Below are 26020 nucleotides of genomic sequence, written 5' to 3' on the forward strand. Positions count from 1 at the left end.
GTCTGACTCCTTATGATTGCTTTTGGAACACGCACACACCGTGTGCGGGACCATGCCAGACAGTTAGCAGGATGGGGTTGTCGTCCCCGGCGAAAGGAGGAAGGGCACGCCATTCTCCGTCTGGTAACACGATGTCATTCACCGTATCCGTGGCGTTTATTGTTATTAACCAGCGGCCAGACAGCAGGATCTGCAATCTGTGCAGCCCCTGTGCCCATTCATCGTGCTGCAGTGGCTGGCCACCGGCATTGAGCCACTGCACATTGCCATCACCCTCCTGCCACCAGCGATCCGCGGTCAGCGCCGGTATGCGCTGGCGCAGACGAATCAGTGCGGCGGTGAATCCGACCAATCCCTTCTCATCCGCCTGCCAGTCAAGCCAGCTGAGGGCGTTGTCCTGACAGTAAGCATTATTATTGCCGCGCTGCGTGTGGCCGCGCTCATCGCCCGCCAGCAGCATCGGCGTGCCCTGTGACAGCAGCAGCGTGGTGAGCAGTGCCCGCACGCTGCGGCGGCGACGTTCCGTGACGTCAAAACTGACGTTCAGCCCCTCTTTGCCGTGATTGTGGCTGTAGTTATCGCCGTGACCGTCGCGGTTATCTTCCCCGTTGGCTTCGTTGTGTTTGCGTTCGAAGCTCACCACGTCCCACAGCGTAAAGCCGTCATGCGCGGTGATCAGGTTAACCGTGGCGTGGGGCGGCCGGTCGTCGTGCTGGTAGAGATCGCTGGAGGCGGCAAAGCGACGGACAAACTCGCCGTTGCTGAGTGCGCCATGCAGCCAGTAGCGACGCGCGGTGTCGCGAAACTGATCGTTCCATTCGGCAAAGGGTGGCGGAAAACGGCCAACCTGATAGCCGTCAGGGCCGATATCCCAGGGTTCCGCAATCAGCTTGACCTGAGAGAGCAGCGGACAGGCGCGTATTGCATCGAAAAAAGGGGCATCACGCCGGTAATCGGGCGTGCGGCCCAGCACCGGCGCAAGGTCAAAGCGGAAGCCATCAACGTGACAGACCCGCACCCAGTAGCGCAGCGCCTCTAAGGTCCACGCCATCACCTGCGGATGGTGGATATTCAGCGTGTTGCCACAGCCGGTCCAGTTCTGATAGCCGCCCTGCTCATCCAGCCAGTAGTAGCTGGCGTTGTCGATGCCGCGCATCGAGATCGTCGGGCCAATCTCATCCAGTTCGGCGGTGTGGTTGAACACCACATCCAGCAGCACTTCGATACCGGCGGCGTGCAGGTTTTTTACCGCCTGCTGAAATTCCTGCAGCGGCGTGACGCCTGGCTGACCAGAGGCGTAACGCGGATCGACCGCCCAGAGCGCAAAGGGGTTGTAGCCCCAGTAGTTACTCAGGCCGAGCTGGAGCAGGCGCGGCTCGCTGGCAAAATGGGCCACCGGCAGCAGTTCCAGCGCCGTAATGCCCAGATCGCGCAGGTAGTTCACCATAACAGGATGACCCAGCGCCGCGTAAGTCCCGCGCAGCGTTTCCGGAATTTCCGGATGCTGCTTCGTCAGCCCGCGAACGTGCGCTTCGTAAATCACCGTGTTACCCCACGGCGTGCGTGGGGCGGCATCGTCCTGCCAGTCGAAATCTTCCGCCACCACCCGTGACTTCGGCGCGATGGCCGCGTTGTCATGCGGATCGGGTTGCGCCTCGCCGCCCTGAAACAGCGAGTCATCCGGGACGTCACCCTCAACCGCGCGGGCGCAGGGATCGACCAGCAGCTTCGCCGGATTAAAGCGGTGTCCCTGCTGTGGCGCCCAGGGGCCATGCACCCGGTAGCCGTAACGCTGCCCCGGCTTCAGCGCCGGAACATAACCATGCCAGATATCCCCGCTGCGGCCAGGCAGATCAAGACGCTGTTCACGCCCCTCGTCATCAAACAGGCAGAGCTCGACGCGCCCGGCATGCTGAGAAAACAGGGTGAAATTGACGCCTTTGCCATCGTAACTGGCACCCAGCGGTTCGGGATCCCCGGCAGTAATGGTCATTCCCCCTCCCGCACCAGCCATACCGTTGCCAGCGGTGGCAGATTGAGGCTCAGCGACTGTGGTCGTCCGTGACTCTCCTGCTCATCGGTATGCACCCGGTGATTGCGCACATCACTGCCGTGATACTCATGCTGGTCGGTGTTCAGCACTTCGCGCCAGGTGCCAGGCTGATTGACCCCAAAGCGGTAGCCCGGACGCGGCACCGGCGTAAAGTTACTGACGACGATGATTTCGTTACCTTCGCGGTCACGACGTACAAAGGCGAAGACCGAATGTTCCGCATCGTTGACCACCAGCCACTCAAAACCTGCCGGATCGAAGTCGAGCTGATGCAGCGGCGTGTAGTACTGATAGGTGTGGTTGAGATCGCGCACCAGACGCTGCACGCCGTGATGCCAGTTATCGCCGCCTTCCAGCAGATGCCAGTCCAGGCTGACATCGTGGTTCCACTCGCGGCCCTGAGCAAACTCGTTGCCCATAAACAGCAGTTTCTTGCCGGGGAAGCCCCACATCCAGCCGTAATAGGCGCGCAGATTGGCGAACTTCTGCCAGGCATCGCCCGGCATGCGGTCGAGAATGGAGCGCTTGCCGTGCACCACTTCGTCGTGCGACAGCGGCAGCACAAAGTTTTCGGTGTAGTTGTACATCATGCCGAAGCTCATCAGGTTGTGATGATGCTTGCGGTAGATAGGATCGACCTGCATGTAGTCGAGCGTGTCGTGCATCCAGCCCAGGTTCCATTTGAACCAGAAGCCCAGCCCGCCGCCCTCTGTCGGACGCGTTACGCCAGGGTAGTCCGTCGACTCTTCCGCCATCGTGACCGCACCGGACGCCACGGTACCGAGCGTGCGGTTGGTGTGTTGCAGGAACTCAATCGCCTCAAGGTTCTCGCGGCCACCATACTGATTCGGCACCCACTGCCCTTCAACGCGGCTGTAGTCGCGGTAGATCATGGAGGCGACGGCATCCACGCGCAGGCCATCGATGCCAAAGCGTTCTGTCCAGTAGAGCGCATTGCCCGACAGGTAGTTACTCACTTCCCGGCGGCCAAAGTTGTAGATCAGGGTGTTCCAGTCCTGATGGTAGCCTTCTCGCGGATCGCTGTGCTCATAGAGCTCGGTGCCGTCAAAGCGCGCCAGCCCGAAGTCATCATTGGGGAAGTGACCCGGTACCCAGTCGAGCAGGACGTTGAGGCCGGCAGCATGGGCGCTGTCGATAAAGGCGCGGAAGTCGTCACGGGTTCCGAAACGGCGAGTCGGTGCATACATGCCCAGCGGCTGATAGCCCCAGCTGCCGTCAAACGGATGTTCGTTAATCGGCAGCAGTTCGATATGGGTAAAGCCCATCTCTTTGACGTAGGGCACCAGCTGTTCAGCCAGCTCTTTGTAGCTCAGCCAGAAATTGTTGTCGGTATGACGACGCCAGGAGCCCAGATGTACTTCATAGATGGAGATCGGCGCATCGAAACCGTTGGCGGCCTTGCGCTCCGCTTTCATCTCAACGGGCGCAGGCAGGCCGCAGATCATCGAGGCGCTTTCCGGGCGCATCTGCGCTTCGAAGGCGTAAGGGTCCGCTTTGATACGCAGATCGCCATTGGCGTCGATGATTTCATATTTGTAGAGCTGACCGTTGACCGCACCCGGCACAAACAGCTCCCAGATGCCCAGCTCCTGGCGCAGACGCATCGGGTGACGGCGGCCATCCCAGAAATTGAAATCGCCGACGACGGAAACACGACGGGCGTTAGGCGCCCAGACGCAGAAGCGGGTGCCGGTCACGCCATCAATCACGTCACCATGCGCGCCCAGGGTTTCATACGGACGCAGGTGGGTGCCTTCGGCCAGCAGCCACAGATCCATCTCCTGCAGCAGCGGGCCAAAGCGATAGGCATCGTCGACCAGGTTTTGCTGGCCGTGCCAGTTCACCGCCAGCTGATAGCGGAACGGATTTTTGCGGCGGGGGATCACGCCGCTGAAGAAGCCGCGTGCGTCTTCACACGCCAGTTGAGCCAGCTTGCGCCCGGTAGAGGTCTCAATGACCCACACCTCAAGCGCTTCGGGGAGCAACGCCCTGACTTCAAGGCCTTGTGGCGTTCGGTGCATCCCTAGTAACGAAAAAGGATCGGCATAATTACCCGCAAACAGGGCATTGATCGCCTCGCGATCGGGAAGCTCTGACATGACTTTCTTCCTGTGATAACTGGCAGCCGAGATGCTCGCGACACGGCCTGTCGCGCGTCATCTGCGCTGCTCTTCATTGAGCCATACGTACGACGGCAAAAAAGTGTCAGGCCATTCCATGGAAAAAGTGTTTTGCCGTGTACCACAACCATTTAATCCGGAAAGCAAAAGCGAAACCTGTGGCACATCATGGTTAAATCATAGCTTGGTCGCAGCAGTTGCCATGGCTGAAAGCAAAATATTCTTTGCCGGCCGCCAAAAAGGGGAAGCTGATCACTGAGTAAGCGAACCGGCAGGTTGTTTCACGTACTGCAAAGCAAAAAAAAGGCCGGATAAATCCGGCCTTTGGCGATATTTTTCTTAGTCGATTAACAACCGCAGCATGCGACGCAGCGGTTCGGCTGCGCCCCATAACAGCTGGTCGCCTACCGTGAAGGCGGAGAGATACTCCGGCCCCATATTGAGTTTGCGCAGACGGCCAACCGGCGTGGTCAGCGTACCGGTCACGGCCGCGGGGGTCAGTTCCCGCATCGTCAGCTCGCGGTCATTCGGCACCACTTTGACCCACTCGTTATGAGAGGCCAGCAGCTGTTCAATTTCAGACAGCGGCAGATCGCGTTTCAGCTTCAGGGTAAACGCCTGGCTGTGGCAGCGCAGTGCGCCCACACGCACGCACAAGCCATCAACCGGAATGACGTTGCGGGTCGCGAGGATCTTGTTGGTCTCCGCCTGGCCTTTCCACTCTTCGCGGCTCTGGCCATTCTCCAGCTGTTTGTCGATCCACGGAATCAGACTGCCCGCCAGCGGCACGCCGAAGTTATCGGTCGGCAGGGTGCCGGAACGGGTGAAGTCGGTCACGCTGCGCTCGATGTCGAGAATTGCTGAGGCCGGATTCTGCAGCGCAGGCGCAACGTGGTCGTGCAGCATGCCCATCTGAGTCAGCAGTTCACGCATGTGGCGCGCGCCGCCGCCTGACGCCGCCTGATAGGTGGCGACAGAGGCCCACTCCACCAGGTCCTGCGCGAACAGGCCGCCCAGCGACATCAGCATCAGGCTGACGGTGCAGTTACCGCCGACGAAGGTTTTGATGCCCTGGTCGATGCCCTGACGGATCACCGCGTGGTTGACCGGATCGAGGATGATGATGGCATCGTCCTGCATGCGCAGCGTCGAGGCCGCATCGATCCAGTAGCCCTGCCAGCCGCTGGCGCGCAGCTTAGGATAGACATCGCTGGTGTAGTCGCCGCCCTGACAGGTGATAATGATGTCCAGCGCACGCAGCGCCTCAAGATCAAAGGCATCCTGCAGTGCGCCCTGCTGCTTGCCCGCAAACGACGGAGCTGCCTGACCATGCTGCGACGTCGAGAAGAAGACCGGATTGATTGCATCAAAATCGCGCTCTTCGCTCATGCGGGACATCAGCACGGAGCCGACCATACCGCGCCAACCAACAAAACCTACATTCTTCATGTCGTGTCCGTCTCAGGCAGATTTCACCTGCTTTCATTTCAGTGGAGAGAGCGGCGTGCTATGTTCACGCCGCTCTGCGTAATAATAGGATTTACCTCTGTCTGCTCACTCTACAAAATGCAGGCCTGGTGGCAAGTGAATTAATTCGATTACGCTAACTTTTTCAGCAGCGTAACTAATAACTCCGCTTTCTGGCGGACGGGATGGCGTTAAACCAATGACTGAAATGATTTCGGCGACAATATTATTGTTGTTAATTATGGATCCGCTGGGCAATCTGCCGATTTTTATGTCGGTTTTAAAGCATCTGGAGCCGAAACGGCGGCGGGTAGTGTTGATCCGCGAAATGCTGATCGCCCTGATTATCATGCTGCTGTTTCTGTTTACCGGCGAGCGCATTCTGGCCTTTTTAAATCTGCGCACCGAGACGGTGTCGATTTCCGGCGGCGTCATTCTGTTTCTTATCGCCATCAAGATGATTTTCCCGTCGGCCGAGAGCAGCAGCTCTGGTTTACCGGCAGGGGAAGAGCCGTTCCTGGTGCCGCTGGCGATTCCGCTGGTCGCCGGGCCGTCGCTGCTGGCGACGCTGATGCTGCTGTCGCATCAGTATCCACATCAGATGTCCCACCTGGTGGGCGCGCTGTTGATCGCCTGGGGCGTGACGGTCGGCATTCTGCTGATGTCAGGTCTGTTCCTGCGTCTGCTGGGTGATAAAGGGGTCAACGCGCTGGAGCGTCTGATGGGGTTAATACTGATTATGCTGGCGACCCAGATGTTCCTGGACGGCATCCGCGCGTATCTGAAGTTGTAGAAGAGGCACTGCGCCGCCCTGCTGATCAGAGAAGCGCAGTGTTCAACCTATGACGAGAGCAGTGCGAAAGCAATCATACCGACGATAGCCCCGGTCGTGCCGAGAATCGTCTCCATCAGCGTCCATGTCTTCAGCGTTTCCGCTTCGCTGGCCCCGGTAAAGCGGCCAAACAGCCAGAAACCGGCATCGTTCACATGACTGATGATGATGGAGCCGCCGCCGATACAGATCGAGAGCGCCGCCAGCTGCGCGCCGCTATAGTGCAGCGGTTCAATCACCGGCATGATCAGCCCGACCGTGGTCAGACAGGCGACCGTTGCGGATCCCTGAATGACCCGTACCGCACCTGACAGGATAAAGCAGGCCAGCGCAATCGGCAGGCCAGCGCCGGTCAGCGCGTTACCCAGCACCGGACCCACACCGGAGTCCACCAGCACCTGCTTGAACACGCCGCCCGCGCCAATCACCAGCAGGATAATCCCCGCCGGTTGCAGCGCGCTGCCGCACACCTGCATCACCCGCTCTTTATCCATGCCCTGACGATAAGCCAGACCATAAATCGCCACCAGCAGCGCCAGCAGGATCGCGGTGAAAGGATGGCCGATAAATTCCAGCCACGCATACAGCGAGGTCCCTTCGGTGGTGAAGCGGGCGCCAATGGTTTTCAGGCCGACCAGCACCAGCGGAAACAGGATCAGAGAGAGGCTGAAGCCAAATGAGGGCAGCTGGTTCTCATCGACATCCGGCTGATGATCTTCCGGCGGGGCGCTGAAGGAGACGTGCTTCGCAATGAAATTGCCAAACAGCGGCCCGGCAATCAGCATCCCGGGGATCGCCGCACACAGCCCCAGCAGGATCATCCAGCCAAAGTCAGCGTGCATCTGTGAAGCCAGCAGCATCGGAGCCGGTCCCGGCAGCAGAAACGCGGCAGCAGCAGCCACCCCGGCAAAGAGCGGGATAACCAGCTTCACCAGATTGCCCCCGGTTCGCCGCGCCACGGCAAAAGCGATGCTGATCAACAGCACGACAGCCACCTCAAAGAAGAGCGGCAGCGCGCAGATCAGACCGGCAATCCCCATGGCGTAGTGGGCGCGGCTCTGACCAAAGGTTTTCAGCATCCGGATAGCAATCTGATCCACGGCCCCGGTTTCATGCAGGATTTTGCCGAACATCGCGCCCAGCGCCACCACGATAGCGAGGAAGCCGAGCGTGCCGCCCATCCCCTTCTGCATGGTGTCCGCAATCTTATCCAGAGGCATGCCGGAGAACAGTCCGGCACCGATTGACACTAACATGAGTGCGACAAAGGCGTGCATACGCGCCTTCATCACCAGAAAAAGCAGCAGCAGGACGGAGCCTGCTGCGGTCAAAACGAGTGTTGCGGTATTCATCTCTAACCCTGGCTGATAGCGTCCCGGATAGTCGCAACCGTAGCCGCCACAACCTCATCCAGTGAATGCGTGATATCCACTTCCAGTACATCCGGCTCGTCGCTGCCTGGCGCTTCCAGCGTTGCAAACTGCGTCACCAGCATCTGCGGCTTGAAGAAGTGCCCTTTGCGCGCCTTCAGGCGGGCTTCAATGGTGTCGAAGTCCCCTTTCAGGTAGATGAAACGCAGGTTGTCATTTCCCTGACGCAGAATGTCGCGATAACGCTTCTTCAGGGCCGAACAGACAATGATGGAGATCGCCTGGGTGCGCTGCATGGCAAAAGCGGCATCGTTCAGGGCCTGTAACCACGGCTGACGATCGTTGTCATCCAGCGGGTGACCATCGGCCATCTTCAGAATGTTGGCACGGGGGTGGAGAAAATCGCCGTCAAGAAAGGCTGTATTCAGCTGGTGAGAGACCTGATTGGCGACGGCAGACTTTCCGCTGCCTGAAACGCCCATCAGGATAAAAACGTGATGCGACGGGGATTGCGTAGTCATTTTTCTGCTCCGGCAGGTGAGAATTTGCCAATGTTACCGATAACAATGTCGTTTCTCATTCTCCTGGCCGCTTAACAGCGTGGCAACCTTTTTACCCGGAAAAGCCTCAAAGTGTGAGCTGACTCATAAAAACGCCACAATCAGATGCTGCCGCCTTCACTGATCGCAAAACCGGTGTCGAGCATGCGCGTTTCGCGGCTTTCACCGGCGATGCGCGCCAGCAGCAGCGCTGCGGCTTCGCGCCCGATGCGATCACGCGGCGTCAGCACCGTAGCCAGCTGAGGCGTCACCACCTGACTGATATCGTGACCATGGAAACCGGCAATCGCCATCTGATCGGGCACCCGCAATCCCTGGCGCTGGCACTCAAACATCGCGCCGACCGCCAGGTCGTCGTTGGTACAGAAGAGGCTGTCGGTTTCAGGATAGAGACGCTGCGCCTCACGCAGCAGATCGCCACCGGCACTGAATGAAGAGGCATCTTCCATCATGACGCTGCGCGGCGTCAGCCCGGCTTCGCGCATCGCGATTTCGTAACCACGCTGCTTCTGCAGGGTACGCTCATCCAGGCGTGCGCCAAGATAAACGGTGTGGCGATGTCCTTTGCCGAGGATCGCCTGAGTCATCTGCCGGGCCGCTTCGACGTTATCAAAGCCGACCGCCATATCCAGGCAGGGCGTAACGCTGTCCATCATCTCGATGACCGGGATGCCCGCCACTTCCAGCATGCGCAGCGTGCCCGGGGTATGGGTGCGTTCAGTGAGGATCACCCCATCAATGTTCCAGCCCAGCAGCGAGCGCAGTTGCAGCTCCTCTTTCTGTGGGTTGTAGCCAAAGTGGGCGACGAGCGTCTGGTAGTTCGCTTCATCCGTGACGGCTTCAATGCCGCGCAGAACGTCAGCAAAGACCTGGTTGGTCAGTGACGGCAGCAGCACGCCAATCGCACGGCTGGTGGCGTTCGAGAGCATATCGGGGGCGCGATTAGGGATATAACCCAGCTCATCCAGTGCCACCGCGATCTTATCCCGCAGGGCAACAGAAACCTGCTCAGGATTGCGCAGGTAGCGGCTAACGGTCATCTTGGTAATGCCGACACGATCGGCAACGTCCTGTAATACCGGTCTTTTCTTCTTCATCGTAGCGCCTGGGATCGCCCTGAAAGCTAAAGTACGATGAGTCTATCACTTTTCTGTCACAAAATTGCCAGCGGGGCGCACCGGGGTGCGCCCGTCAGTTTTCTCAGACCGGTGGCAGATCAAACAGCAGAACTTCTGCGGCCGTGCTGGCTTCCAGCGTAAGCGCGCTTTCATCCCAGATGGCAAGGGCATCGCTGGTGGTCACCGCGTTACCGTTTACGCTCACGTTGCCTTTGACGACCTGGATCCAGATGCGACGACCGGGTTCAATCGCCACGTTATCCTGTTCACCGGCACCCAGTACCCAGCGCGACAGAGTCATGTCCTGATAGACTTTCAGCGACCCTTCACGGGCATCCGGGCTGAGCACCAGCTGACGTCCCTGCACATCCGGGAAGCGGCGCTGATCGTAGCGCGGCTCAATGCCGGTACGCTCAGGAATGATCCAGATCTGATAGAGGTGCAACGGTTCGCTTTCGCTGGCGTTGTACTCCGAGTGACGCACGCCAGTACCGGCGCTCATGATCTGGAACTCCCCTGCCGGGATCTGCTCTTTGTTGCCCATGCTGTCCTGATGCTCAACCGTACCGGAGAGCACGTAGGTCAGGATTTCCATATCTTTATGCGGGTGAGTACCAAACCCCTGACCGCCGTCGATCACGTCTTCATTAATTACCCGCAGCGCGGAGAAGCCCATGAAGTTCGCGTCGTAATAGTTGGCGAATGAGAAGGTGTGCCAGCTATCGAGCCAGCCGTGGTTTGCGTGACCGCGTTCTTCAGCTTTGCGTACATAAATCATTTTCAGATCTCCTCAATGTTTTTTCATAGTCTGTGCCTGAGACGGTCTGATTGATAGCTGAAAAACTTCACTCCTCTGTTCAAAATAGTTGAACAAGGGTTGCGCAGTGGCTGAAAAAGGCTGAAGGAGAGCGGGCAAAAAAAAGCCAGCGCCCTGGCTGGCTAAATAATACTGGAAGCAATGTGAGCAATGTGAGCAATGTCGTGCTTTCTCAGGCTGTCGGGCGACCTCCCGAGAACGCATGACAATAATAATCATTATCATTCGCGTCTGTAAAGCGGTTTTCGCACTTTTTCACTTGATTAACGGATTGAATACCTTAATGTTTAAAAGGTTTTTAACGGCGAGAGGAGCGACCATGAGTGAAATCGTTGTCCGGCACGTTATACCCGAAGATGCCGCTGCACTGCACCGGATTTACAGCCAGCCCGATACCCAGGCCGGCACCCTCCACCTGCCCCATTCATCCCTACAGGGGTGGCATACGCGCCTCGCCACGCCTCAGCCCCATTCATACCTGCTGGCTGCCTGCATTGATGATGAGGTTGTCGGGCAAAGCGCGTTAAAGGTGGAAGAGCGCCCCAGGCGCCGTCACGCCGCTTCACTGGGAATGGGCGTGGATGCGCGTTACCGGCAGCGTGGCGTCGGCAGCGCACTGATGCGTGAAATGGTCGCCATGTGCGATAACTGGCTTCAGGTGAGCCGAATGGAGCTGACGGTGTTCGTCGACAACGCGCCGGCCATTGCCCTTTATCAGCGATTTGGTTTTGAGATTGAGGGAACGGCGCGTGGGTTCGCTATACGGGACGGTGAACTCATCGATACGTACTATATGGCGCGGATTAAACCCTGACCTGTGATGATGAAAAGGGCACCTGCTGGTGCCCTTTGTGCTGAAAACCCTGGCACGTTTCGCTGTCAGTCAGCGCCTGCACAGGAAACGGGGTCAGATCGGAAAGACGCAAAAGCCGTCATCCATGACACGCTCGGCCCGCGCCGTCCTGGCGCGGGACGCTTTCCTCTTCTGACCCCGTTCCCTGCGCGTTAAGCTTATTTATTGCTGTCAGATTCACCTGGGTCAGGTTTGTATCAGTAACCCGCACTTAAATCATCGATGCTGCGCGGGTCAGACGCGCCATACAGCATGCCATCCGGCCCAATCATGATGCTCTGGGTACTGCCCATCGCAGGCAGCACCTTCACATGCTGACCTCTGGCTTCCAGCAGACGCAGCGTGTCCGGACTGAAGCCCTTCTCTACCCGCAACTGATCCGGCAGCCACTGATGGTGGAACCGCGGTGCGTTAGTCGCTTCCGCCACGTTCATGCCAAAATCGATGCTGTTAACCACCATTTGCAGCACGGTGGTGATAATGCGGCTGCCGCCCGGGCTGCCGGTCACCAGCCAGGTTTTGCCCCCTTTGGCCACGATAGTCGGCGACATCGACGACAGCGGGCGTTTCGCTGGCTGCACCGCATTCGCTTCACCGCCCACCAGCCCATAGACATTAGGCGTTCCAGGTTTAGCAGAGAAATCATCCATCTCGTTGTTCATCAGAATGCCGCTCTTGCCTGCCACAATGCCGCTGCCGAAATAGGTGTTCAGCGTATAGGTCACCGCAACCGCATTCCCCTGCTTATCCACCACCGAGAAGTGGGTGGTCTGGTTGCTTTCATAAGGGTCGAGTTTACCCGGCTTGATCTCGCTGGAGGGGCGCGCTTTCGCCACATCGATCTGCTGCGCCAGCGTCTTAGCGTAGGCTTTACTGGTCAGCGCCTGCCACGGCACCTTCACGAAATCGGGATCGCCGAGATACTCTGAGCGGTCGGCGTAGGCATATTTTTCCGCTTCCGCCATCACCTGCATGGCATCCGCACTGCCAAAGCCCATCTTCGCCAGATCGAAATTCTCCAGAATATTGAGGATCTGCACGATGTGAATGCCCCCGGATGACGGCGGTGGCATCGAGAAGACCTCATAGCCACGGTAAGTGCCGCTAATCGGCTTGCGCTCGACGGCACGATAGGCCGCCAGGTCCGCTTTGGTGATCAGCCCGCCGTGCTGTGCCATCTCTCCGGCGATCTCATCCGCAATTTCGCCTTTATAAAAGGCATCCGGCCCCTGACGGGCAATCAGTTGCAGGCTGTGAGCGAGATTTTTCTGCACCAGCCGATCGCCCTTCTGCCACGGTGTGCCGTCTGGCTTGTAGAAGATCGCCTTGCTGTTGGGATGGGTGATCAGCACCTCTTTGCCGTAGGTTTTCAGGTCATCGGCCAGCGCATCGTTAACCGGAATGCCGTCCCGCGCCAGCCGGATGGCCGGAGCCAGCAGGGTGCTCAGCGGCAGAGTGCCATATTTGTGTGCGGCCAGCGCCAGACCCGCTACGGTGCCGGGGGTGCCGGACGCGAGATGTGAGGTCAGCGACAGCTTGCTGTCGGCATTGCCCTGCTTATCCAGAAACATATCGCGCGATGCCCGTCCCGGTGCCATTTCACGGAAATCGATGGCGGTGGCACGGCCCGAGGCGGTGCGCAGCAGCATAAAGCCGCCTCCGCCAAGGTTGCCCGCCTGCGGATGGGTGACCGCCAGCGCAAAACCCACGGCGACGGCGGCATCTACGGCATTACCGCCCTGACGCAGAATCTCTACGCCGACCTGGGTCGCCATCGCGTCTACCGACGCCACCATGCCGTGCTGCGCTTTGACCGGGTGAAACGTGTCACTGTCCACGCCATAAGAGACGGGCGGCGCCTGCGTCGGCGCGGCATTAGCGCCCGCCACGACGGTAAAACTCATCACCAGCGACCAGCTAAGCTGACGCACCGTTTGCTGCATTTTCATCCTGTCACCATCCCGTGTTGTTATTTACATTTTTTTATCATTTCTGCAAGTGCTTACAAATACAGCAAAAGTGTCAGGGTTAAGTCAAATCAGGAATACATCTGAAAGTCAGGTCTGTGATATCGGGTAAACTTATGGTTGCGACCCAGAAGCCGGTGTGCGCCGTTGTGCACCCATAACCCTGTGGCGTTCAGAAAGGAGGAGTGATGAAAAAGTGGATGATTGTTTTAGCCGCCCTGCTGCCTTTCGCCAGTCAGGCGAACACGCTGAACAGCACTAATGACCCGAACCGGCCGGGCTATAATCCCAGCCAGCAGCGGATGCAGTCACAGATGCAGACCCAGCAGCAGCAGCAACAGCTAAAGCTGCGCCAGGATCAGCAGCGTCAGACTCAGGATATGCAGCGTAAAATGCAGGAACAGCGCGACAGCGCCCGGCAGCGGGTAATCACCACGCAGCCGGGGCAGCAGAATCAGAATTCAAATCAGAACTAACCGAAGTCGGGGCCGATGATGTCGATTGCGTCGGTACAGATGGCATCGACGCCCCATTTCAGCAACTCCCGCGCCCGATCCGGACTGTTCACGGTGTAGACCAGAATCTTCAGGTCCGCGCTTTTCAGCTCTGCAACCCGCTCTGCGGTCAGCACTTTATGGTTGAGGTGGATGGAGACGCACGCCAGCGCCGTGGTCTTTTCCCGCCACTGCGGGTCCCAGCTGTGGGACAGCAGCCCTCGCGGCAGCTGCGGCTCTACCTGCATGGCGGCTTCCAGCGCCTCAAAAGAGAACGACGAGAGCAGCGGCGCGGTCTGATCCTGCCACAGCATTGCCGCGGCCTGCGCCACGGCACGGCCGGTTTCGGTCTCGCTGCCGGTGGTGGGTTTGATTTCGATGTTGGCCATCATCTGATGCTGACGGCAGCGCGCCGCCACCTCATCCAGCCGCGCCAGCTTTTCGCCCGAGAAGGCGTTGCCAAACCAGCCGCCCGCATCAAGCTGCGATAACTTTTCCCACGGCAGCTGACCCGCCACGCCCCAGCCGTTACTGGTGCGATCCAGCGTGTCGTCGTGCAGCAGAAAAATCTGCGCATCGGCCGAGAGTTTGACATCAAATTCAATCATCTGATGTCCAAACTTCGCGCCAGTGTCGATGGCTGCCAGGGTATTTTCCGGTGCCAGTTTACCGCCGCCGCGGTGGGCGACGATGCGGGGATAGGGCCAGTGTTGTGTGCTCATTCCAGACGCTTTCCATGGGTTGAATCGAAGAAGTGTAACGCATCTGACGGCAGATGCAGCCACAGCGTCGTGCCGGGTTCCGGCCGTTCACTGTGGGCTAAGCGTACCACCAGCGGCGTGTCGCCGATGCGGCCATGGGCCAGATTATCGGCACCCAGCATCTCCAGCGTGTCCACCCGCAGCGGGATGCCGCCCTGCTCGCGGCTGCTTTGCCGGATATGCTCTGGCCGGATACCCAGCACCACCGGCCGGCCAGCCCATTTCGCCCTGCTCTCGCTCAGCGGCAGCGCGTGCGAGGCGTCGAGATTAAAGCGCGACCCGTCGCTGCTGAACTGCCCTTTCAGCAGGTTCATGGCAGGAGCGCCGATAAACGCGGCGACGAACTGGCTGGCGGGACGCTCATAGATCTCCACCGGGGTGCCAAGCTGCTCGACCACCCCTTTATTCATCACCATCACCCGCTGCGCCAGCGTCATCGCCTCAACCTGGTCGTGCGTCACATAGAGGCTGGTGGTCTGCAGGCGGCGATGCAGCTGCTGCAACTCCAGCCGCATCTGCACCCGCAGACGGGCGTCGAGATTCGACAGCGGCTCATCAAACAGAAAGACCGCCGGTTCGCGCACGATAGCGCGGCCCATCGCCACGCGCTGACGCTGTCCGCCGGAGAGCTCCCGCGGCCGCCGCGTCAGCAGATGATCCAGCTCCAGACTGCGCGCCGCGTCGAGCACCCGCTGACGAATCTGCTCTTTGCCCATGCCGCGAATTTTGAGGCCATACGCCATGTTCTCCTCTACCGACATGTGGGGATAGAGCGCATAGTTCTGGAACACCATCGCGATGCCACGATCTTTCGGCTCCTCCTGGGTGACGCGCCGGTTATCGATGTAGATATCGCCGGAGCTGACCCGCTCCAGACCGGCCACCATGCGCAGCAGGGTCGATTTTCCGCAGCCGGAAGGGCCGACCATCACCATAAATTCGCCGTCGCGGATGGTGACGTTCAGCGGCTGAATGATCTGATTTTTACCGTCATAGGATTTGGTCACTGCCTGAAGGGTTACGCCTGCCATCTTATTTCTCACTCTCAACCAGACCGCGCACAAAGGCACGCTGCATGACCAATACCACTACCAGCGGTGGGATCAGGGTTAATAACATTGCTGCCATCACTTCGTTCCACTGGGTCGGCGAACCGCTGCTGGAGATCATGCTTTTAATCCCCGCCACCGCCGTGCCGAGGCTGGCGTCATTGATAATCAGCAGGGGCCAGAGATACTGGTTCCAGCCGTAGATAAAGGTGATCACGAATAACGCCGCCAGATTGGTTCTGGAGAGCGGCAGCACGATGTCGATAAAGAAGCGCATCGCGCTGGCCCCATCGATGCGCGCCGCTTCGACCAGCTCATCCGGCAGCGACATAAAAAACTGACGAAACAGAAAGGTGGCGGTTGCTGAAGCCATCAGTGGCAGCGTCAGCCCGCTGTAGCTGTCGAGCAGATTAAGATCGGCAATCACCTGCACCGTCGGGAAAATACGCACCTCCACCGGCAGCATCAGGGTGATAAAGATCAGCCAGAAGAAGAGCGTGCGCAGCGGAAAGCGAAACCAGACCAGCGCAAATGCCGACAGCATCGACACGGTGATTTTGCCGAAGGTGATGCCGAGCGCCATGATCATGCTGTTAAGCAGCATCAGACCAAATGCCGGGCCGTTGTCGTTGACGCCGTGAGTCCAGATGCGTGAGACGTTCTCCCACAGATGGGTGCCGGGCACCAGCGTCATCGGCACCTGATAGACCGCCTCGTTATCCAGCGTTGCGGCGACAAAGGCGACGTAGAGCGGAAACAGGATGGTGAGCACGCCCAGTACCAGCACGAGGTGGCTGAAGAGATCCAGCCCGCGTCGATTCTCAATCATTGGTATTGCACCTTACGTTCAACAAAGCGGAACTGGATGACCGTCAGCCCGATGACCAGCAGCATCAGCACCACCGACTGCGCCGCCGACGAGGAGAGGTCCAGACCGGTGAAGCCTTCGCGGTAGATTTTGTAGATCAGCGTGGTGGTCGCCTGTACCGGCCCGCCGCCGGTAGCCGCGTCGATCACCGGGAAGGTGTCGAAGAAGGCATAGATCAGATTCACCACCAGCAGAAAGAAGCTCACCGGCGCAATCAGCGGCAGGGAAAGGTTGAAGAAGCGTCGCACCGGCCCGGCACCGTCAATCGCGGCGGCTTCCACCAGCGATTTCGGGATCGACTGCAGAGCAGCGAAAAAGAACAGGAAGTTGTAGCTCATCTGCTGCCAGATCGACGCCAGAACAATCAGGAACATCGCCTGACCGCTGTTCTGCGCATAGTTCCACTCATAGCCGATGTGGTGCAGCAGGTAGCTGAAGAGGCCCAGACCGGGATTGAACAGAAACATCCACAGCACCGCGGCCACCACTGGCGCAACGGCGTAGGGCAGCAGCAGCAGGGTCTGATAGAGGCGGCGCAGCCGCACGACATAATCGACCAGCGCCGCCAGCAGCAGCGAAAACAGCATGCCGAACCCCGTGACCATGCCGCTGAATGTCAGAGTGGTCCAGAACGAATCGAGATAGTAGGGATCGGCAAACAGGCGTCTGAAGTTTTCCAGCCCGACAAAGCGGCTGGAGAGGCCAAAGGGATCGAGGCTTTGCAGCGAGTACCACAGCGCTTCACCGGCAGGCCAGAGAAAGAAGACCGCAGTGATCAGTAGCTGCGGCAGCACCAGCAGATAAGGCAGCAGGCTGGTGCGAAAAACCGGGCGAGAAGAAGACATAGCGCACTCTGATTCAGAAAGAGAGAGGGCCAGCCTGCACTGGCCCTGTCGGGCAGATTACTTCACCTGCTGCTGGAAGCGACGCAGCAGTTCGTTGCCGCGTTTGACCGCGTTATCCAGCGCGCTTTGCGGCGACTGTTTACCGGTCCAGACGCTCTCCAGCTCTTCGTCAATCACGGCACGGATCTGCGGCATATTGCCCAGACGAATCCCTTTGGTGAACGGCAGCGGCGGTTTGTTCATCATCTGACGGGTGGCGATATCTGCACCCGGATTTTTGTCGTAGAAGCCCTGCTGTTTCGTCAGCTCATAGGCGGCCGTGGTAATCGGCAGGTAGCCGGTTTTCTGGTGCCATTCCGCCGCGATTTCCGGTTTCGCGAGGAACTGCATGAACTCCGCGACGCCTTTATACGTTGCCGCATCTTTGCCTTTCATCACCCACAGGCTGGCTCCGCCGATCAGGGCGTTCTGCGGCGCGCCTTTTACGGTGTCGTCATAGGGCATCATGCCGACGCCGAAGTTGAATTTTGCGTAGTGGCGGATATCGGCCAGCGAACCGGAGGAGGCGGTTGTGATGCCGCAGTCGCCGTTGTAGAACTTCGCCGTCGGCTCATCTTTGCGGCCAAAGTAGGTGAAGTCCCCTTTTTTGTTCATCGCTTCCAGCATTTCGATGTGACGCACCTGCACCGGTTTATTGAACTCCAGCACCGCATCCAGGCCGTCAAAGCCGTTATTTTCCGTGGCGACCGGCAGCGCATGCCAGGCGCTGAAGTTTTCGATCTGGATCCAGCCCTGCCAGCCGCTGGCGTAGCCGCAGCTCATGCCCGACTTGCGCAGCGCGGCGGCATCCGTGGCCAGCTCCTGCCAGGTTTTCGGAGGCTGATCGGGGTTCAGACCCGCTTTCTTAAAGGCATCTTTGTTGTAGTAGAGCACCGGGGTGGAGCTGTTGAACGGCTGAGAGATCAGCTGGCCTTTGCTGTCGCTGTAGTAGCCCGCGACCGTCGGCACGAACTGCTTTTCATCAAAGGGAATACCAGCATCTTTGAACACCTGATGCACCGGCACAATCGCCTGTGAAGCCATCATGGTGGCCGTGCCCACTTCATAAACCTGCAGCACCGCAGGCGCTTTGCCGCTGCGCACTGCCGCGATCCCGGCCGCCAGGCTCTGCTCGTAGTTACCTTTGTAGGTCGGAACGATTTTGTAATCGGGATGGGTCTGGTTAAAGCGCTGAGCCAGCGAATCGACTTCTTTGCCTAACTCGCCTTCCATGGAGTGCCAGAAAGGGATCTCGGTGGCGGCGATGGCATGGCCGCTGAGGGTCAGACCGAGCAGCGCGCTCATCAGGCTACGGCGAAAGGTAACGACGGACATAGAATTTTCCTGTGCAGGTAAATACGCGTGAAATCACGGATTTCTGGTTCGCGGAGTAACATGACACGGGAAAATGACGGATTAATAACAGGCAGATGACAGGCGGGTGACAGGCGAAAGGGAAGAAAGGCGGAGCAGCTAACGACTTTGTTGACACAATCTGGCCAGGTTGCTGTAAGACTGAGCATGCACAAGGAACAAGGTCAGATCGGAAAGACGCTAAATCCGTCATCCATGACACGCTCGGCCCGCGCCGTCCATGGCGCGGGACGCTTTCCTCTTCTGACCATGTTCCCTGCGCGTTGAGTTTATTTGTTGCGGCCAGATTCACACTGATTTGGGTTTGTCAGCAGTCTGAGCAGCTATACATCATTACTACGTCGGATTGATTACCATAAGCTGCAACGGCCTCTGGCAATAGCCGCGCTTATCCGTGCTTTTGCGCAAATTTAAAGGCCATCGGAACTACCCTTCGCACCAGTGCTCAAGGCCGTCGGCGGCGCAGGCAGGTTGCGGGCGGACAGCGCGCAGCCACCGGAGCGTACACGTAGTACGTGAGGATGGCGAGCACTGCCCAACCGGAACCTGGCAAGCAAGCCAGGCCGTGCCCCATCAGGCACCTAAGTAAGCGCTGCGGACGGCTTCGTTGGATAGGAGAGCTGCACCAGTGTCTTCCAGCACCACATGCCCGTTCTCCAGCACATAGCCCCGGTCCGCCAGCTTCAGCGCCTGATTGGCATTCTGCTCCACCAGGAAGATGGTCATCCCCTCGCTGCGCAGCTGCTCAATGGTGTCGAAGATCTGCTGAATAATGATCGGTGCCAGTCCCAGCGACGGTTCATCCAGCAGCAGCAGGCGCGGCTGGCTCATCAGCGCACGGCCAATGGCCAGCATCTGCTGCTCACCACCGGACATGGTGCCGGCGCGCTGGATTTTACGCTCCGCCAGACGCGGGAAGAGTTCATACACGCGCTTGATCCGCGACAGGTAGTCCGGACGACTGGCAAAAAAGCCGCCCATCGCCAGATTCTCCTCCACCGTCATGCGCGAAAAGACCCGCCGCCCCTCTGGCACGATGGCAATTGCCTCACGCATGATGCGCGCCGTCTGCCAGTCGGTGATGGTTTTGCCATCAAAGGTAATGGTGCCCTGGGTCGCGCGCGGTTCGCCACACAGCGTGCCGAGCAGCGTGGTTTTCCCGGCGCCGTTGGCACCAATCAGGGTGACGATTTCGCCCTGATTGATGTAAAGACTGACGTTGTGCAGCGCCTGAATTTTGCCGTAATGCGCACTGACGTTCTCAATGGTTAACATCGCATTTGCCATCTCAGGCCTCTCCTAAATAGGCGCGAATGACATCCGGGTTATTACGAATCTCTTCCGGCGTTCCGTTAGCCAGCGGCGTTCCCTGATTGACCACGTAAATGCGGTCAGAGATGCCCATTACCAGCTTCATATCATGTTCAATCAGCAGCACCGAAACCTTGTGTTCGCCACGCAGTTCCGCAATCAGCGCATCCAGCTCGTGGGTCTCTTTGGGGTTGAGGCCCGCTGCCGGCTCATCCAGCATCAGGATCTCCGGGCGCGTCACCATGCAGCGCGCGATCTCCAGCCGGCGCTGCTGACCATAGGCCAGATTGCCCGCCTGACGGTTAGCCAGGTCGAGTAAGCCGACCCGCTCCAGCCAGGTCGCCGCGCGATCCAGCGCTTCGCTCTCACTGCGGCGAAACGCGGGCGTTTTCAGCAGGCCGGAAAACAGGCCGCTCTTCAGGTGCTGATGCTGTGCCACCAGCAGGTTCTCAATCACCGTCATCTCACGGAACAGGCGTACGTGCTGGAAGGTTCGCACAATGCCCATGCGCGCAATCTTCTGACCCGGCAGGCCTTCCAGATGCTGGTCACGCAATGTAATGCTGCCGCCGGTTGGCTTGTAAAAGCCGGTCAGGCAGTTGAACACCGTGGTTTTCCCGGCACCGTTAGGGCCAATCAGCGAAACGATCTCCTGCGGACGCAGCTCCAGCGCCACATTGTTTACGGCTAACAGACCGCCGAAGCGCATCATCAGGCCTTCAACGGCTAATAAAGGCTGACTCATGCCTCTTCTCCTTGTTTACCGGTTCTGAGCTTCAGATGCGGACGCTTCATCGGCAGCAGGCCCTGCGGACGCCAGATCATCATCAGCACCATCAGGCCACCCAGCACCAGCATGCTGTACTCATTGAGATCGCGCATCAGCTCGCGGGAAACCACCAGCAGAATGGCAGCCAGAATCACCGCGAACTGCGATCCCATGCCACCCAGTACCACAATCGCCAGCACAAAGGCGGACTCGACAAAGGTAAAGGATTCCGGGCTGACAAAGCCCTGGCGCGCCGCGAACAGGCTGCCGGCGAATCCGGCAAAGGCGGCACTGATAGTAAAGGCGGTCAGCTTAATGCGGGTCGGGCTGAGGCCCAGAGAGCGACAGGCGATCTCATCTTCACGCAGGGCTTCCCAGGCGCGGCCCAGCGGCATCCGCAGCAGCCGGTTGATCACGAACAGCGTCACCACCACCAGCAGCAGCGCCACCAGATAGAGGAAGATGATACGGTCGCTGGGGTCGTACTTCAGGCCAAAGAAGTTGTGGAAGGTATCCCAGCCGCCTTCGCGCGGGGTACGCCCGAACTCCAGGCCAAACAGGGTCGGTTTAGGGATCTGGCTGATGCCGTTGGGTCCGCCGGTCAGCGCGGTATTGTTCAGCAGCAGGATACGCACAATCTCACCGAAGCCCAGCGTCACAATGGCCAGATAATCGCCGCGCAGTCGCAGCACCGGGAAGCCCAGCAGCAGACCAAACAGCGCAGCCACGATGCCGGAGAGCGGCAGACACTGCCAGAAGCCAAGGCCGTAGTAGTGGTTCAGCAGCGCAAAGGTGTAAGCACCGATGGCGTAGAAGCCACCGTAGCCCAGCACCAGCAGGCCAGAGAGTCCGACCACCACGTTCAGGCCCAGGCCGAGCATCACGTAGATCAGCGTCATCGTGGCGATATCCACGGTGCCGCGTGACACCAGGAAAGGCCAGGCGACTGCGGCGATAATCAGCACCGCCATCACCAGCTTCTGCTTCGGCGTTGAGCCATCAAAGCCCGGCAACACCAGCGACGGACCGGAGACTTTCTTCAGGCTGCTCTGCCAGACCGGACGCAGCAGCTGGAACAGAAACACCACCGCACAGCCTGCGGCGATCCAGTTCCAGCGCACGCTGCCCGCGTTCTGCACCACCAGATTTGTGCCATCCAGCGTCAGGCGCAGTCCCATAAAGAAGGTGGCCAGCACCAGCAGCATTACCGAGGCGATCAGGGCGTTGATAAACGAGGTCTTCATACTTTCTCAACCTCCGGACGACCCAGAATCCCGGTCGGCATCACCAGCAGCACCACAATCAGCAGGGCAAACGAAACCACATCTTTATATTCCGTGCTGAGATAGGCTGACGTCAGCGCTTCAGCGATACCCAGCACCAGTCCGCCAATCATCGCGCCCGGAATACTGCCGATCCCGCCCAGCACGGCGGCGGTAAACGCTTTCATCCCTGCCATAAAGCCGATGAAGGGGTTGATCGAGCCGTAGAACTGGCCCAACAGCACGCCTGCTACCGCGGCCATCGCGGCCCCGATCACGAAGGTCAGCGAGATCACGCGGTCGGTGTTAATGCCCAGCAGGCTGGCCATTTTCAGATCTTCAGCGCAGGCGCGACAGGCGCGGCCCATGCGGGAGTAGCGGATAAAGGTGGTCAGCGCCAGCATCGCCAGGAAGGTCACCACCCAGATAACAATCTGCATGGTTGAGATGGTGGCGGCAAACCCGTTGCTCTCCCCCACCGTCCACTGTCCGGTGATCAGGCTCGGCAGCGCCAGGTCGCGTGAGCCCTGGGTCAGGCTGACGTAGTTTTGCAGGAAGATCGACATCCCGATGGCGGAGATGAGCGCAATCAGGCGCTTAGAGGAACGTACGGGCCGGTAGGCCACGCGTTCAATGCTCCAGCCGTAGGCGCTGGAGATAATGACTGCCATCACAAAGCCAGCCGCAATCATCAGCCAGGTGGTGTCGATGCCCATCATCATCAGGGCGGCAATCACGATAAAGGAGACATAGCTACCGATCATGTACACCTCGCCGTGGGCGAAGTTGATCATGCCGATAATGCCGTAAACCATGGTGTAACCGATGGCGATCAGCGCGTAGGTGCTCCCGAGGGTGACACCGTTAAACATCTGCTGAATAAAATAGAGGAACTGCTCGGACATACCTTAACCCTTACTTATCCGATCGCAGGCGATCGGGGTACAAAAAACGCCTGGCAGCGGCGTGCCAGGCGTTCGTGTCGCCGGTCAGTGGAGACCGCTTAGCTGGCCTCCGGCTCACCAGAAAACCGCCTGGTTTACTTCACTGCGGTCGAGGTACCATCGGCATGCCATTTGAAGATGCCGAATTCAAAGCCCTTGAGATCGCCCTTTTCATCCCAGTTCAGGTTGCCCATGACGGTTGGCACCGCAGCCCCTTCTTTGAGGTTCTTCACGATAGCGTCCGGCTCTTCGCTCTTGCTACGTTCCATGCCGGTGGTCAGCGATTGCAGCGCGGCATAGGTGGTCCAGACGAACGGACCGGTCGGATCAAGTTTCTTCGCCTTCAGCGCGTCAACGATCGGTTTGTTGGTTTCAACCTGATCGTAGCGTTTCGGCAGCGTGACCAGCATGCCCTCAGACGCCGCACCGGCAATGTTCGACAGGGAGGCGTTGCCCACCCCTTCTGGTCCCATAAACTGCGTTTTCAGACCGGCCGCCCGCGCCTGACGCAGGATCTGGCCCATTTCCGGGTAGTAGCCGCCGAAATAGACGAAATCGACGTTCTCTTTCTTAAAGCGCGCCACCAGCGTAGAGAAATCTTTGTCGCCTGCGGTGATCCCTTCAAACATGACGATGTTCGCGCCCTGTTTTTTCAGGCTCTCCTGTACGGAACGCGCCAGGCCTTCACCATATTGCTGTTTGTCGTGCACCACGGCGATACGCTGCGGCTTCAGCTCGCTCATAATGTATTTGGCTGCGGTCGGCCCCTGGTCAGAGTCCAGACCGGTGGTGCGCATGATCAGTTTATAGCCGCGGGAAGTCAGGTCAGGTGCGGTCGCCGCCGGGGTAATCATCAGCACGCCTTCATCTTCATAGATGTCAGACGCAGGCTGGGTCGAGGAGGAGCAGAGATGGCCGATAACATAACGGATACCGTCGTTAATCACTTTGTTCGCGACCGCAACGGCCTGTTTCGGGTCACAGGCGTCATCATATTTCACCGCAACCAGTTTGTTGCCGTTAACGCCGCCTTTGGCGTTGATATCTTCAATCGCCTGAGTAGCACCCGCGAACTGCATGTCGCCGTACTGCGCCACCGGACCTGACATTGCGCCAACAATCGCCACTTTAATATCTTCAGCCAGCGCCGCATGGCTCATCGCCAGTGCTACACATCCCGCCAGTAATGCGCGACCTTTCATTTTCATCCTGACTACCCCATCTGTTTTGTCGTGTATGTTGTGAGTGCGTGCATTGCCAGATAAAGTCGAAAACTGATTGATCATGAAGGAGTTAGCGTACTTTTCTGGCATTTTTTAGTAATAAGGCTTTATTTTTCAGGTTATTAAACAGGATGTTTCTTCTGTAAATCAACTGACATATTCAGAATTGACTGAGTGAAACAGCATAATACACTGGAGGCAATGGCCGGTTTTTCACCACTTTGCCAGCGCATTATGCTGGGTTGATCGCAGGCTTAACCTGTTTACACCTATTATCCTGGCACCCAGGCCATCTTTTGACCTGTTTTATTGATGAAAATGTGGTGGCGCTCTGGTTGTATACTTTCGCTGCACTTTCCCCTTTTTTAGAGGTTTTTGTTATGAAGCTGACTATCCAGCGTTTAACCACGCTGACGCCGCAGGACCACATCGATCTGGGCAAGGTCTGGCCCGATCTGAACATTCAGGAACTGGAACAGCGGCTGGATGAGCGCCATCGTCTCTATGCGGCGCGCTTCAACGATCGGCTGCTGGCGGGGTTACAGCTGGAAATCTCCGGTACGCACGGCAAGATCCACCGGCTGGCGGTGCGTGACGTGACGCGGCGACGCGGTGTGGGCCACTATCTGCTGGAAGAGACGATTGCGCAGAACGGATCGATAGCGGACTGGTGGATTGCCGATGATGGCAGTGACGATCAGCAGGTGCGGGCGGCGTTTATGCAGGCGTGCGGCTTCCGGGCGCAGAGTGACGGCTGGATACGGGCAACAGATGACGCAGAGGGGATGGCGGAAGAGGCGTGACAGTTCGGGGCGACAGAAAGCAGCAGGGGCGACATGTGTCGCCCCTGTGGGTATTACGCTTCGATCGCCATACGCAGTTTTTTCATGGCGTTCTTCTCCAGCTGCCGGACTCGTTCGGCTGAGACGCCATACTGATCGGCCAGCTCCTGCAGCGTGGTTTTGTTATCTTCGTCCAGCCAGCGGGCGCGGATGATGTGCTGACTGCGCTCATCCAGGCCTTCCATCGCATAGCTCAGCTTGTCAGCGGCGTGTGCGTCCCAGTTGTCCTCTTCAATGCCATCAGCAAAGTCAGAGGTCTTATCCTGGAGATAGAGCACCGGGGCCATTGAGCGGCCTTCACTGCTCTCATCGTCGGCAGACATATCAAAGGTCATATCCTGCGCAGCCATACGCGATTCCATTTCACGTACGTCTTTGCTGCTTACGCCCAGCTCACGCGCAACCATCTCAACTTCGTCCTGATTGAACCAGCCCAGACGCTGCTTGGTTTTACGCAGGTTAAAGAACAGCTTACGCTGTGCTTTGGTGGTCGCGACTTTCACGATACGCCAGTTACGCAGCACGTACTCGTGAATCTCGGCTTTAATCCAGTGCACGGCGAATGAAACCAGGCGCACGCCAACTTCCGGGTTGAAGCGGCGCACCGCTTTCATCAGGCCGATATTACCTTCCTGAACCAGGTCAGCCTGTGGCAAGCCGTAACCGGAGTAATTACGAGCGATATGAACTACAAAGCGTAGGTGTGACAGGATCAGCGTCTTAGCTGCATCCAGATCGCCCTGGTAATGCAGCCGTTCAGCTAACGCTTTTTCCTCTTCTGCCGACAGCATCGGCCAGGTGTTGGCAGCCCGGACGTAAGAATCCAGGGTACCCGGAGAAGCAATAGCTAAAGTTTGCATTTCTTTGGTCATTCAAACCCTCACAAATTCAATGGAATTGCCGCACATTTCCCTGCGCAGACGATACAGTAAGTCAACGTCGCGCGAAATCCGAAAGCAATCTGTGCTACTTAGAGTGTGAAAGTTATCCACAAGTTCAATTATAGCAGTGAATATTTTACACACAGATGACAGGAAGGGAAGAGGGGAAAGGTCCTCTGC

At 58.4% G+C, this 26020-nt stretch carries 24 protein-coding genes; 5 read left to right on the forward strand and 19 right to left on the reverse strand.

The features are described 5' to 3' along the window. Positions 1 to 10 precede the first annotated feature (10 nt). Positions 11 to 1993 (reverse strand): glycogen debranching protein GlgX, encoded by a 1983-nt coding sequence (glgX, locus tag S7A_RS02805; protein WP_009087752.1) that lies wholly within the window; start codon positions 1991 to 1993, stop codon positions 11 to 13. Then, positions 1990 to 4173 carry a 1,4-alpha-glucan branching enzyme gene (gene glgB / locus S7A_RS02810; RefSeq protein WP_009087753.1) on the reverse strand — a complete coding sequence of 728 codons (2184 nt, stop codon included), beginning with the start codon at positions 4171 to 4173 and terminating at the stop codon, positions 1990 to 1992. The genes glgX and glgB overlap by 4 nt, the downstream gene beginning before the upstream one ends. A gap of 118 nt (positions 4174 to 4291) precedes the next feature. On the opposite strand from glgB, the gene S7A_RS21390 reads away from it, so the two are divergent. Beyond that, positions 4292 to 4453: a hypothetical protein gene (locus S7A_RS21390; RefSeq protein ID WP_158000247.1), complete on the forward strand. Its 162-nt coding sequence runs from the start codon at positions 4292 to 4294 to the stop codon at positions 4451 to 4453. 80 nt (positions 4454 to 4533) lie between these two features. Here S7A_RS21390 and asd read toward each other — a convergent pair whose 3' ends face one another. Next, a complete protein-coding gene (gene asd / locus S7A_RS02815; protein ID WP_009087755.1) occupies positions 4534 to 5643 on the reverse strand; it encodes an aspartate-semialdehyde dehydrogenase in 1110 nt (369 codons plus the stop codon). A gap of 217 nt (positions 5644 to 5860) precedes the next feature. Between asd and S7A_RS02820 the strand changes: the two genes are divergently transcribed. After that, positions 5861 to 6454, forward strand: coding sequence for a YhgN family NAAT transporter (locus S7A_RS02820; protein WP_009087757.1), 594 nt, complete (start codon positions 5861 to 5863; stop codon positions 6452 to 6454). 47 nt (positions 6455 to 6501) lie between these two features. Here the strand turns inward: S7A_RS02820 and gntU are convergent, their stop codons facing one another. The 4 genes from gntU to S7A_RS02840 form a co-directional block, all read right to left on the reverse strand. Next, positions 6502 to 7845 carry a gluconate transporter gene (gntU, locus tag S7A_RS02825; RefSeq protein WP_009087758.1) on the reverse strand — a complete coding sequence of 448 codons (1344 nt, stop codon included), beginning with the start codon at positions 7843 to 7845 and terminating at the stop codon, positions 6502 to 6504. 2 nt (positions 7846 to 7847) lie between these two features. Then, a complete protein-coding gene (gene gntK / locus S7A_RS02830; protein ID WP_009087761.1) occupies positions 7848 to 8384 on the reverse strand; it encodes a gluconokinase in 537 nt (178 codons plus the stop codon). Positions 8385 to 8524: 140 nt separating this feature from the next. Then, the gene (gntR, locus tag S7A_RS02835; RefSeq protein ID WP_009087763.1) at positions 8525 to 9520 is read right to left on the reverse strand and encodes a gluconate operon transcriptional repressor GntR; all 996 of its coding nucleotides are present in this window, start codon (positions 9518 to 9520) and stop codon (positions 8525 to 8527) included. Positions 9521 to 9623: 103 nt separating this feature from the next. Then, positions 9624 to 10319, reverse strand: a complete 696-nt coding sequence (locus S7A_RS02840; protein WP_009087765.1) for a pirin family protein — start codon at positions 10317 to 10319, stop codon at positions 9624 to 9626. 358 nt (positions 10320 to 10677) lie between these two features. Here S7A_RS02840 and S7A_RS02845 point away from each other — a divergent pair, with 358 nt between their 5' ends. Continuing rightward, complete coding sequence (locus S7A_RS02845; RefSeq protein WP_009087767.1) at positions 10678 to 11172, forward strand: GNAT family N-acetyltransferase; 495 nt, start codon at positions 10678 to 10680, stop codon at positions 11170 to 11172. Between the two features lie 236 nt (positions 11173 to 11408). Here S7A_RS02845 and ggt read toward each other — a convergent pair whose 3' ends face one another. After that, a complete protein-coding gene (gene ggt, locus S7A_RS02850) occupies positions 11409 to 13160 on the reverse strand; it encodes a gamma-glutamyltransferase (RefSeq protein WP_033736081.1) in 1752 nt (583 codons plus the stop codon). A gap of 206 nt (positions 13161 to 13366) precedes the next feature. Here ggt and S7A_RS02855 point away from each other — a divergent pair, with 206 nt between their 5' ends. After that, positions 13367 to 13654, forward strand: coding sequence for a DUF2756 domain-containing protein (locus tag S7A_RS02855; protein WP_009087771.1), 288 nt, complete (start codon positions 13367 to 13369; stop codon positions 13652 to 13654). On the opposite strand, the gene ugpQ is transcribed toward S7A_RS02855, so the two are convergent. The 10 genes from ugpQ to S7A_RS02905 all read right to left on the reverse strand — a co-directional run bounded on the left by ugpQ (position 13651) and on the right by S7A_RS02905 (position 24102). Beyond that, a complete protein-coding gene (ugpQ, locus tag S7A_RS02860; RefSeq protein WP_009087772.1) occupies positions 13651 to 14394 on the reverse strand; it encodes a glycerophosphodiester phosphodiesterase in 744 nt (247 codons plus the stop codon). The genes S7A_RS02855 and ugpQ overlap by 4 nt on opposite strands. Beyond that, positions 14391 to 15464, reverse strand: a complete 1074-nt coding sequence (locus S7A_RS02865) for a sn-glycerol-3-phosphate import ATP-binding protein UgpC (RefSeq protein ID WP_009087774.1) — start codon at positions 15462 to 15464, stop codon at positions 14391 to 14393. Before S7A_RS02865 ends, ugpQ begins: the two co-directional genes overlap by 4 nt. Before the next feature lies 1 nt (position 15465). After that, entirely contained in the window at positions 15466 to 16311 is an 846-nt protein-coding gene (gene ugpE / locus S7A_RS02870) for a sn-glycerol-3-phosphate ABC transporter permease UgpE (protein WP_009087776.1), read from the reverse strand. Then, positions 16308 to 17195: a sn-glycerol-3-phosphate ABC transporter permease UgpA gene (gene ugpA, locus S7A_RS02875; protein WP_009087778.1), complete on the reverse strand. Its 888-nt coding sequence runs from the start codon at positions 17193 to 17195 to the stop codon at positions 16308 to 16310. Before ugpA ends, ugpE begins: the two co-directional genes overlap by 4 nt. A 57-nt stretch (positions 17196 to 17252) precedes the next feature. Further along, positions 17253 to 18569 (reverse strand): sn-glycerol-3-phosphate ABC transporter substrate-binding protein UgpB, encoded by a 1317-nt coding sequence (gene ugpB / locus S7A_RS02880; protein ID WP_009087781.1) that lies wholly within the window; start codon positions 18567 to 18569, stop codon positions 17253 to 17255. Positions 18570 to 19181: 612 nt separating this feature from the next. Next, positions 19182 to 19895: a high-affinity branched-chain amino acid ABC transporter ATP-binding protein LivF gene (gene livF / locus S7A_RS02885; protein WP_033736083.1), complete on the reverse strand. Its 714-nt coding sequence runs from the start codon at positions 19893 to 19895 to the stop codon at positions 19182 to 19184. Position 19896: 1 nt separating this feature from the next. After that, the gene (gene livG / locus S7A_RS02890) at positions 19897 to 20664 is read right to left on the reverse strand and encodes a high-affinity branched-chain amino acid ABC transporter ATP-binding protein LivG (RefSeq protein WP_009087785.1); all 768 of its coding nucleotides are present in this window, start codon (positions 20662 to 20664) and stop codon (positions 19897 to 19899) included. Next, positions 20661 to 21932 (reverse strand): high-affinity branched-chain amino acid ABC transporter permease LivM, encoded by a 1272-nt coding sequence (locus S7A_RS02895; protein ID WP_009087787.1) that lies wholly within the window; start codon positions 21930 to 21932, stop codon positions 20661 to 20663. The genes livG and S7A_RS02895 overlap by 4 nt, the downstream gene beginning before the upstream one ends. Beyond that, on the reverse strand, positions 21929 to 22855 hold the full coding sequence (livH, locus tag S7A_RS02900; RefSeq protein ID WP_009087789.1) for a high-affinity branched-chain amino acid ABC transporter permease LivH: 927 nt from the start codon (positions 22853 to 22855) through the stop codon (positions 21929 to 21931). Before livH ends, S7A_RS02895 begins: the two co-directional genes overlap by 4 nt. 134 nt (positions 22856 to 22989) lie before the next feature. Then, entirely contained in the window at positions 22990 to 24102 is a 1113-nt protein-coding gene (locus S7A_RS02905; RefSeq protein ID WP_009087791.1) for a branched-chain amino acid ABC transporter substrate-binding protein, read from the reverse strand. Positions 24103 to 24497: 395 nt separating this feature from the next. Between S7A_RS02905 and panM the strand changes: the two genes are divergently transcribed. After that, the gene (gene panM, locus S7A_RS02910; protein WP_009087793.1) at positions 24498 to 24920 is read left to right on the forward strand and encodes an aspartate 1-decarboxylase autocleavage activator PanM; all 423 of its coding nucleotides are present in this window, start codon (positions 24498 to 24500) and stop codon (positions 24918 to 24920) included. Between the two features lie 53 nt (positions 24921 to 24973). On the opposite strand, the gene rpoH is transcribed toward panM, so the two are convergent. After that, positions 24974 to 25831 carry an RNA polymerase sigma factor RpoH gene (gene rpoH, locus S7A_RS02915; RefSeq protein ID WP_009087795.1) on the reverse strand — a complete coding sequence of 286 codons (858 nt, stop codon included), beginning with the start codon at positions 25829 to 25831 and terminating at the stop codon, positions 24974 to 24976. Positions 25832 to 26020: the final 189 nt, after the last annotated feature.

It is taken from the genome of Pantoea sp. Sc1 (genome assembly GCF_000255315.1).
Lineage (GTDB): Bacteria > Pseudomonadota > Gammaproteobacteria > Enterobacterales > Enterobacteriaceae > Pantoea > Pantoea anthophila.